Origin of the sequence: Marinobacter sp. (genome assembly GCF_033722195.1) — a bacterium.
GTDB lineage: Bacteria > Pseudomonadota > Gammaproteobacteria > Pseudomonadales > Oleiphilaceae > Marinobacter.
The window spans coordinates 20,155-30,066 of the sequence record NZ_JAWVZL010000037.1 but is presented as its reverse complement, the minus strand read 5'-3'; the positions used below and the strand labels follow the sequence as shown (position 1 = coordinate 30,066).

At 63.5% G+C, this 9,912-nt stretch carries 7 protein-coding genes and 2 tRNA genes; 6 read left to right on the top strand and 3 right to left on the bottom strand.

What is annotated here, in order from left to right; translation table 11 throughout:
* Position 1 precedes the first annotated feature (1 nt).
* Positions 2–78 (top strand) — tRNA-Arg (locus R3280_RS08915).
* 212 nt (positions 79–290) lie between these two features.
* A tRNA-Arg gene (locus R3280_RS08910) sits at positions 291–367 on the top strand.
* Between the two features lie 114 nt (positions 368–481).
* On the opposite strand, the gene R3280_RS08905 is transcribed toward R3280_RS08910, so the two are convergent.
* Together R3280_RS08905 and R3280_RS08900 are read right to left on the bottom strand one after the other, a co-directional pair.
* Positions 482–997 carry a CHRD domain-containing protein gene (locus R3280_RS08905; RefSeq protein WP_318998248.1) on the bottom strand — a complete coding sequence of 172 codons (516 nt, stop codon included), beginning with the start codon at positions 995–997 and terminating at the stop codon, positions 482–484.
* Positions 998–1,094: 97 nt separating this feature from the next.
* Positions 1,095–1,628: a DUF2058 domain-containing protein gene (locus R3280_RS08900; RefSeq protein WP_318998247.1), complete on the bottom strand. Its 534-nt coding sequence runs from the start codon at positions 1,626–1,628 to the stop codon at positions 1,095–1,097.
* Between the two features lie 106 nt (positions 1,629–1,734).
* Between R3280_RS08900 and dbpA the strand changes: the two genes are divergently transcribed.
* The 4 genes from dbpA to R3280_RS08880 all read left to right on the top strand — a co-directional run bounded on the left by dbpA (position 1,735) and on the right by R3280_RS08880 (position 6,729).
* On the top strand, positions 1,735–3,108 hold the full coding sequence (dbpA, locus tag R3280_RS08895) for an ATP-dependent RNA helicase DbpA (protein ID WP_318998246.1): 1,374 nt from the start codon (positions 1,735–1,737) through the stop codon (positions 3,106–3,108).
* A gap of 200 nt (positions 3,109–3,308) precedes the next feature.
* The gene (locus tag R3280_RS08890; RefSeq protein WP_318998245.1) at positions 3,309–3,560 is read left to right on the top strand and encodes an OadG family protein; all 252 of its coding nucleotides are present in this window, start codon (positions 3,309–3,311) and stop codon (positions 3,558–3,560) included.
* A 42-nt stretch (positions 3,561–3,602) separates the two neighbouring features.
* A complete protein-coding gene (oadA, locus tag R3280_RS08885) occupies positions 3,603–5,393 on the top strand; it encodes a sodium-extruding oxaloacetate decarboxylase subunit alpha (RefSeq protein WP_318998244.1) in 1,791 nt (596 codons plus the stop codon).
* A 13-nt stretch (positions 5,394–5,406) separates the two neighbouring features.
* A complete protein-coding gene (locus R3280_RS08880) occupies positions 5,407–6,729 on the top strand; it encodes a sodium ion-translocating decarboxylase subunit beta (protein ID WP_318998243.1) in 1,323 nt (440 codons plus the stop codon).
* Positions 6,730–6,790: 61 nt separating this feature from the next.
* Here the strand turns inward: R3280_RS08880 and R3280_RS08875 are convergent, their stop codons facing one another.
* Positions 6,791–9,898, bottom strand: coding sequence for an error-prone DNA polymerase (locus R3280_RS08875; protein ID WP_318998242.1), 3,108 nt, complete (start codon positions 9,896–9,898; stop codon positions 6,791–6,793).
* Positions 9,899–9,912 lie beyond the last annotated feature (14 nt).

Genomic DNA, 9,912 nt, shown 5'->3' with positions numbered 1-9,912 from the left:
CGCGGCTGTAGCTCAGCTGGATAGAGTACCTGGCTACGAACCAGGCGGTCGGAGGTTCGAATCCTCCCAGCCGCGCCACTTATCAAGAACCTGCTTTCGTGAACCCGGTGCTTGTGACATGCTCATAAGCCAGACGGGATTCGTACCGAAAGAGGTTCGACCGAAGCACGCAAAGCGTGCTGAGGAACGCCGGCGCAAAGCGACGGCGGCCCCGAAGGGGTGAGGGCCGAAGGCCCGAATAATACTCCCAGCCCAGGCAACTGCCAGGCAGGAAGGATAGAAAGTTTTACGCGGCTGTAGCTCAGCTGGATAGAGTACCTGGCTACGAACCAGGCGGTCGGAGGTTCGAATCCTCCCAGCCGCGCCACTATTACAAGAACGCCTCAGTCTGGAGCACCCCTCCGGCTGAGGCGTTCTGCTTTGTGTCATAAAAAAGCCCCGCGCGGGGCGGGGCTCCACATAGCCTTTATTGGGCCCTGAATCACATCTTGCCGTGCTCGTGGGAGGCCGCCTTCAGCTGGCCACGAATGGCGCCGTCCGGATATTCCGGGTTGTGCACATTGATGTAGAAGTCGGACGGATTCTCGAGGATGCGCTTCACGATGCCCGCCTCCCCGGTGGGAAACTTGCCTTCCTCGCCTTCGGTGAGGCAATCGGCGGCATCGCCGTCCTCCGGTCCCGCCAGCATCGCAATGGGGGCGCCGTTCATGCCTGCGCCGGCCTCGTGGATATGGGCCGCCATGCCTTCCTTCACCGGCACCAGCTGGATGCCCTCAACCTGAATCACGTAGCACAGGGTAGTCGGGTCGCCATCCACACCAAAGACATGGGCGTGGCCCATGCCGTCGGCGTCGCCTTTGCTGCCGACGAGTTCCTTGGCCGACAGCTGGGTGCTGATCACATGATTGGTATGGCCGGCCTGCAGGGCAGATGCCAGGCCCAGGGTAAGACCCAGAGTTGTAGCCATCAGGGCAGACTTGCTAACACGCATTTTCATATCTGAGCTCTCCGTGGTTAGATTTCAGCGCGGTTAACCGCTGTCACTGAAACGGCCCAGGGAACGGTGCAGATGCAGTCGACGCAAAACTTTTTTGTTACCACATGAGGTCGTCGGGAATCTGGTAGTCGGCGTAGGGATCGTCCTCGCCAGTATCCTGTTGCTGGCGCTCGTGGAGGGCCACCACCGCAGCCGCGTCCCGCTCCATGATCTTGCGGGCCACCGCCTCGGGCACCACTTCGTATTGGTCGCTCACCAGCACCACGGCAAGGCGGCCACGGGAAAGCTGGTCCACCATGGCCTCGTCCACATGGATTTTCTTGATCTTCCGGTCGTGAACGAACTGATAGGGCGTGTCGCCCCGCCTGGGTAGTCGGTTACTGGCCACCAGCTGACGGATCTGGGCGGCGACCGCCTTGCGCTCGGCCTCCCGCTGGCGCTCGAGGTTGAGCTGCCGATCCCTTTCGGCCTTTTCCGCCCGGGCCTGCTGGGCACGAACTTCGGTTTCGTTGACCTGGACCTGGCCCTTGGGCTGCTGCTTGCGCTGCTTGTGTTTTTCCTTGCGGATGGCCTTGATCTTCTTTTCATCGGCCAGGCCCGCTTTCATGAGCTGGTCCTGAAGTGATGGCATGGGTGGCTGTTCCTTCCTTTATTAACCGGATGTGAGGGTCGCTATGGGGTAGTATACGCACGGGCGGTCCTGTCCGGGACCCGGTTTTTTTCAATCAGGATGCGTTATGCCGTCGTTTCACCAGCTAGAGCTGTCCACCGCCATGCTTTCCACCCTGGAGCAGCTCGGTTACCAGCGCCCCACACCCGTCCAGGCCAGTGCCATCCCGCCGATTCTGGCCGGTCGGGACGTAATCGCCATGGCCAAGACCGGCAGCGGCAAGACCGCGGCTTTCGGCATTGGCCTGCTAGAGCATCTGAACGTGCGGCATTTTGCGGTGCAGGGCCTGGTACTCTGTCCCACCCGGGAGCTGGCGGACCAGGTGGCAAAAGCCCTGCGGGAACTGGCTCGCAGCATTGCCAACGTAAAGATTCTCACGCTCTGTGGCGGTGTGGCCATTGGTCCCCAGATAGGCTCCCTGAGCCACGGCGCCCACCTGGTGGTGGGTACGCCGGGCCGGGTGCAGGACCATCTGCGCAAGGGCACTCTGGTGCTTGACCACCTGAAGACGCTGGTATTGGATGAGGCAGACCGTATGCTGGACATGGGTTTTCGGGACGCCATGGACGACATCATCGGGCAGTTGCCCGGCCAGCGCCAGACCCTGCTGTTCTCCGCCACCTGGCCCGAGAGTATCCGCACCCTCAGTGAGCAGTATCAGCGCGACCCGGTGGACGTGCGCGTGGCTGACAGCGAGCCGGCGCCGGACATTGACGAGCAGTTCTACGAAATCCAGCCAGGCCAGCAGGCCGACGCCCTGGCGGCGCTGCTTTCCCTCCACCGGCCCGGATCCTGCATTGCCTTCTGCACCACCCGCCAGCAGTGCGATGAGCTGGCGGAGATCCTCAACGAGCGCGGTTTCAACGCCCTGGCGCTGCATGGCGACCTGGACCAGAAGGACCGGGATGCGGTGCTGGTGCGCTTCGCCAACCAGAGTGTCGCGGTGCTTCTGGCGACGGATGTGGCGGCCCGCGGCCTGGACATCAAATCCCTGCCTCTGGTGGTCAACGTGGAGCCGGCGCGGGACACTGAGGTTCACACCCACCGTGTCGGGCGCACCGGCCGGGCGGGGGAGCAGGGCCGGGCGGTGACCTTCTGCACACCGGCCCAGGCTCACCGGGTCAACCGCCTGGAGGCAGCCCGTGACGGCGATCTCGCCTGGGGCGATACCGGCGCCCTGCTGGCCACGCCGGACCGGCCGGTGGCGCCGCCGATGCGAACCCTTTGTGTGGCCGGCGGGCGCAAGGACAAGGTACGACCGGGGGATCTGATGGGCGCGCTCACCGGCGAGGCGGGTCTGCCCGGGGATGCGGTTGGCAAGATAGATCTTTTTGATTTCCAGTGCTTCGTTGCCATCCGTTCCGAGCTGGCCCAGAAGGCCCTGAAACGTCTGGAAAACGGCCGTATCAAGGGCCGGCGGTTTCGTGTCAGGCTGGTGTAGGCACCGCTTCCGGGGCCTTGTCTAAACGGGTATTTGCGGTGAACCTGAAGGCCGGATGGCCCGGGAAAGCCGGGCGATTCGGTTGCTCAAGATTCCGGAAACCGGTAAATTACGCAAGATTTTGCCCCCCGATCCGGTTTTACCATAAGGGAAAACCGATTGGTCGGGATAAACGGGACAACATTGAAGGTAGCACCTCTATGAATGAGCTGATGTCACAAGCGGTGGATCTGATGGTCGCCGGCATGGGATTCGTGTTCGTCTTCCTGCTCATCCTTGTGTTCGCCACCCTGCTCATGTCGAAGCTGATCAACCGCTTCTCAGCGCCTGAGCCGGCAGCCCCGGCGCGCACCTCTCGTGCCAAGCCAAAAGCGCCCACGTCAGTGGATCCTGACGTCGCCGAGGCGATCAAGAAGGCGATTGCACAATACCGCTCACGCCACAAGAAGTGACCGGGCACACGAATTAGAACCTTTTAACAGAAGGCCGACACGATGACAGACACAAAGAAACCGTTGGGGATCACGGACGTCATTCTGCGTGACGCTCACCAGTCCCTGCTCGCCACCCGCATGCGTCTCGACGACATGCTTCCCATTGCGGAGAAACTCGACAAGGTCGGTTTCTGGTCAGTGGAGTCCTGGGGCGGGGCCACATTTGATGCCTGCATCCGCTACCTGGGCGAGGATCCGTGGGAACGCATCCGTGAGCTGAAGAAGGCGATGCCCAACACCCAGCAGCAGATGCTTCTGCGCGGCCAGAACCTGCTGGGCTACCGGCACTACGCGGACGACGTGGTCGACCGTTTCTGTGAGCGTGCCGCCGAGAATGGCGTGGACGTGTTCCGCATTTTCGATGCCATGAACGACCCCCGCAACCTGGATCGCGCCATCAAGGCCGTTCGCAAGACCGGCAAGCACGCCCAGGGCACCATCGCCTACACCACCAGCCCGGTGCACACCATCGACATGTGGGTGGACATGGCGAAGGAAGTGGCCGAGATGGGCGCCGACTCCATCGCCATCAAGGACATGGCCGGTATCCTCAAGCCCTACGTGGCCTTTGACCTGGTTACCCGCCTGAAGAAAGAACTGGATATCCCCATCCACATGCAGTGCCATGCCACCACCGGGATGTCCACCGCCACCGCGATCAAGGCCGCCGAGGCCGGTATCGATAACGTGGACACCGCGATTTCCTCCATGAGCATGACCTACGGCCACTCGCCCACCGAGGCGGTCGTTGCCATCCTGGAGGGGACTGAGCGGGATACCGGCCTGGACCTGAACCTGCTGGAAGAAATTGCCAGCTACTTCCGCAAAGTGCGCAAGAAGTACGCGAAATTCGAGGGCAGCCTGCGGGGCACCGACTCCCGCATCCTGATTGCCCAGGTTCCGGGCGGTATGCTGACCAACATGGAAAACCAGCTCCGCGAGCAGAACGCCAGCGACAAGTTCGACGAGGTGCTGGACGAGATACCCAAGGTTCGCGAGGACCTGGGCTTCATTCCTCTGGTCACGCCCACCTCTCAGATTGTCGGCACCCAGGCGGTGCTGAACGTCCTGACCGGTGAGCGCTACAAGTCCATCTCCAAGGAAACCGCCGCCATCCTCAAGGGTGAGTATGGCGCCGCGCCTGCGGAGTTCAACAAGGAGCTTCAGGAGCGGGTCCTGGAAGGCAAGGAGCCAATCACCTGTCGTCCGGCGGATCTGCTGGAGCCGGAAATGGACAAGCTGACCGAAGAACTGGAGAAGCTGGCCGGCGAGAAGAACATCCGGCTGGCCGACAATGTGGTGGACGATGTGCTGACCTACGCACTCTTCCCCCAGATTGGCCTCAAGTTCCTGGAAAACCGCGACAATCCGGACGCCTTTGAGCCGGTGCCCAGTGCCGAGGACGCAGCGCCCGCCAAGAAAGCCGGTGGTCCGGAAACCTACACCGTCGACGTCAACGGCAAGCAGTTTGTGGTGGCTGTCTCCGAGGGTGGCGAGATCACTCAGATCCAGGGCGAGGGCGGTGCCACGTCGGCCCCGGCTGCCTCGTCCTCCGCGCCTGCCCCGGCTGCGGGTGAGGGCGAGCCACTGCTGGCGCCTCTGGGCGGCAACATCTTCAAGGTTCTGGTTTCTCCCGGCGACACCGTTGAAGAGGGCCAGGTGCTGATCATCCTCGAAGCCATGAAAATGGAAACCGAGGTTCGGGCACCCAAAGCCGGCACCGTCGGCGAAGTCTTCATCAAGGTCGGTGATGCCGTATCCCCTGATGACGAAATGCTGACAATCGCATAAGGGCCAGCATTCCATGGAAAAACTACTGACACTCTGGACAGGCAGTGGTCTGTTCAATATAGAACCTGGCCAGGTGGTGATGATCGCCGTCTGTCTGGGCCTGCTTTTCCTTGCGATCCGCAAGGGTTTTGAGCCACTGCTGCTGGTGCCGATTGGCTTCGGCGGCATTCTGGCGAACATTCCGGAGGCAGGGCTGGCCCTGACTGCGGCGGAGAACGCGATTCATTTTGCCAAGCCCCAGGTGCTGGCGGCCATGGCGGGTGTGCTCGAGGTCCCCTATGAAGCCGGCCAGGCCGTTACCCCCGAGGTAAAGGCGCTGTTCAAGGAAGCCTACAAGGATGCCAGCTACGCCATGGCGACATCCGCCAACGCCGTGGCCCAGAATTTTGGCTACGGCAACGGCATGCTCCAGAACTTCTACATGGTGATCATCGGCAGCACCATCGGCCCGCTGCTCATTTTCATGGGCGTCGGCGCCATGACCGATTTCGGTCCGCTGCTGGCGAACCCGAAGACCCTGCTGCTGGGCGCCGCTGCCCAGTTCGGTATCTTCGGAACCGTGATCGGCGCTGCCCTGCTGGATATGTTCGGCATCCTGGATTTCACCATCCTGGAAGCGGCCGCCATCGGTATCATTGGTGGTGCTGACGGCCCCACCTCCATCTATGTGTCCAGTGTTCTGGCGCCGCACCTGCTGGGTGCCATCGCGGTCTCGGCCTATGCCTACATGGCGCTGGTGCCGATGATCCAGCCGCCAATCATGCGGGCGCTGACCTCCAAGAAGGAGCGGGCCATCAAGATGTCCCAGCTGCGTCCGGTCAGCAAAAAGGAAAAGATCATTTTCCCGCTGGTGGTGCTGATCGCCGTGGTGCTGTTCCTGCCTGACGCGGCGCCGCTGCTGGGCATGTTCACCTTCGGCAACCTGATGCGCGAGTGTGGCGTGGTGGAGCGTCTGAGCGATACCGCCCAGAACGCCCTGATCAACATTGTCACCATCTTCCTGGGTCTGTCGGTGGGCTCCAAGCTCATGGCCGACAAGTTCCTGGACGGCCAGACCCTGGGCATCCTGGCCCTCGGTATCGTGGCGTTTGGTGTGGGCACGGCGGCCGGTGTACTTATGGCCAAGCTGATGAACGCCTTCACCAAGGAACCCATCAACCCGCTGATCGGCTCCGCCGGTGTGTCGGCCGTACCCATGGCGGCGCGGGTGTCCAACAAGGTGGGCCTGGAAGCCAATCCGCAGAACTTCCTGCTGATGCACGCCATGGGCCCCAACGTGGCTGGTGTCATCGGCTCTGCAGTGGCGGCCGGCGTCATGATCAAGCTGCTTGGCTGATCGGCAGTAGCAAACCGAAAGCCCTGGCCGGTCATCCGGTCAGGGCTTTTTTGTGTCCGGATCAGTGAAAATTCCGCGCCGATACCGGCAGGCTGTGGATCAGGTGGCTGAGGTCGGTAAGCTTGCCCGCCATCACGTGGAGGATATCCCCCTCCCGTTCCAGGATACCTTTCACATGCAGCAGCCGGGCGGTGAGCAGGGGCTGGCGCTGTTGCCGGGCGGTGTTGAGCCAGACCACCACGTTGATGTTGCCGGTTTCGTCCTCCAGGGTGACGAAGGTGACCCCCGAGGCGGTACCGGGCCGTTGCCGTCCGGTCACCAGGCCGGCGACCTGAACCGGTCGCCCCGGTTCGGCATCCATCAGGGCGCGGGCGCTGAGGCAGTAACGCAGGTGACCCTGTTCCCGCAGCAGGGCCAGAGGGTGGCGCTGCAGGGTCAGGCCCTGGCTGGCATAGTCCGCCAGAATGGTCTGGCCTTCGGTGGGCTCGGGCAGGGCGACGGGACTGGCCTGGTAGTCGGTGCCGGTCTCGCCGGCAAACAGGGCCGCCGGGGTCTGGTGACCCAGCAGCTGCCAGTAGGCCTGGTGGCGGTTATGGTTCAGGCTTTGCAGGGCGTTGGCGCCGGCGAGGGCTTCCAGGTCCCGCTGGCTGACACCAGCTACCCGGCGAAGCTGATCGGTGTGGCGGTAGCCTTGCGCGGGCCGTTGTGCCACCAGCTGCCGGGCCGGTGTTTCCAACAGTCCGCGAATCAGCCGCAGGCCCAGCCGGAGAGCCCGCTCCGGGCCCTCCAGCGTGTGATCCCAGGCGCTGGCGTTGATGTCCACCGGGCGCACCACAACGTTATGGCGCCTGGCGTCCTGCACCAGCTGGGAAGGGGAATAGAACCCCATGGGCTGGCTGTTGAGCAGACCGCAGAAAAATTCGGCAGGGTGGTGGCGCTTGAGCCAGGCGGAGACGTACACCAGCAGGGCAAAGCTGGCGGCATGGGACTCGGGAAAACCGTAACCGCCAAAACCGCAGATCTGCTGGTAGAGCCTCTCGGCGAAATTGGCGCTGTGGCCCCGCTCCAGCATGCCTCGGATCAGCTTGTCCCGGAACGGGGTCATGTCGCCGTGGGACTTCCAGGCCGCCATGGCCCGGCGTAACTGATCGGCTTCGCCGGCGCTGAAGCCGGCGGCCACCATGGCCAGCTTGATCACCTGCTCCTGGAAGATGGGCACCCCCAGGGTCCGCTCCAGGACCCCCCGCACCGCCTCATTGGGATAGTTCACCGGCTCCAGGCCGTGCTTGCGTTTGAGGTAGGGGTGCACCATGTCGCCCTGGATGGGACCGGGCCGGACAATGGCCACCTCGATCACCAGATCGTAGTATTTCTCGGGCCTCAGCCGCGGCAGCATGTTGATCTGGGCCCGGGATTCCACCTGGAACACACCAATGCTGTCACCTTTTTGCAGCATCTCGTAGGTGGCTTTGTCCTCGGCGGGAATGTCCTGCATCTGCATGGGGCGGCCCAGGGACTCGCTTACCAAGGCCAGGGCCCGGCGGATGGCGGACAGCATGCCCAGGGCCAGCACGTCCACTTTCATCAGGCCCAGGCTCTCCAGGTCGTCCTTGTCCCACTGGATCACGGTCCGGTCGGCCATGGCGGCATTCTCCACCGGTACCAGCTCCGCCAGGGGACCGGCACTGATGACAAAGCCGCCCACGTGCTGGGACAGATGGCGGGGGAAGCCCAGCAGGGTATTCACCAGGTGGAAGAACTGGTTGGCCACCCGGGGATTGCGGGTCAGCTTCTTGGCCAGGATCTGTTCCCGCCAGTCGGTCTCCCGGTCGCGCCAGTCGATACCGTTGAGCAGCTGTTCCACCAGTGCCGGGTCGAAGCCCAGGGCCTTGCCCACGTCGCGGATGGCACTGCGGGGCCGGTAGCGGATGACGGTGGCCGCCAGGGCGGCGCGCTCACGGCCATAACGGCGGTAGATGTACTGCATGACTTCCTCGCGGCGGTCATGCTCGAAGTCCACGTCAATGTCCGGTGGCTCGTTCCGGTCCTTGGAGATAAAACGCTCGAACAGCAGTTCCACCTTGCGGGGGTCCACCTCGGTGATGCCAAGGCAGTAACAGACCGCTGAATTGGCCGCCGACCCCCGGCCCTGACAGAGAATGCCCTGGCTGCGGGCAAAGCGCACGATGTCCTCCAGGGTCAGAAAATAGTGCTCGTACTTCATCTCGGCGATCAGCCCCAGCTCCTTGCGGATCAGCGCCTGGATCGGCAGCGGTGTACCCTCGGGAAAGCGCCGGCGCTCACCCTCCCGAGTCAGCTGAAGCAGGTAGTCGCCGGCACTGCGGCCCGGCGGCACCAAGTCGGCGGGGTACTCATAACGCAGGCTGCCGGGGTCGAAATGGCACTGGTCGGCAATCACCAGCGTTTCCGCCAGCCAGGCCCGCGGATGAAGCCGTTTGAGAACCTTGAGGGGGCGCAGGTAGCGCTCACCGTTCTGGAACAGGCGCAGGCCGGCGCTGTCCAGGGAGCAGCGATGGCGAATGGCGGTCAGTACATCCTGCAGCGGCTGGCGTTCCCGCCGGTGCATGTGGACGTTGCCGGTGGCGGTAATGGGTCGGCCCAGGCACTCCGCCAGCTGCCGCAACTGGTGCAGGTGTTCCTCCTCCCGGCTTTCCAGGGTGCGTTCCGCCGCCAGCCAGAGCCGCTGGCCGAACACTTCCCGCAGCCATTCCCCGGTGGCCAGGGCCTGCTCCGGGCTGGCCCGGTCAAGCGCCGGTGGCAGCCAGAGACAGAGACAGTCGTCGAGCGCTTCGCAGGTGAGGTCGTCCTGGTGGAGACGGTAGTCGCCTTTGGGGGCCCGGCGTCGGGCGCTGGTGATCAGCTGGCAGAGCTGGCCGTAGCCCCGGCGGCTGCGGGCCAGCAGCACCAGCGCCACCGGGGTGTCATCAACCGAGCGGTCGTGGAGCTGGAAGTGGCTGCCGGTGATCAGCTTGACCGGACTGTCCTTGAGGGCGGCCCAGGCCCTTGGAATACCGGCCACCGAGCAGGTGTCGGTGATGGCCAGGGCCTGGTAGCCCAGCTCTTGGGCGCGCTCGGCCAGCTCGGCCGGGTGTGAGGCGCCGGTGAGAAAGGTGAAATTGCTGAAGCAATGCAGTTCCGCGTAAGCCATGGGGCCGCCTGACC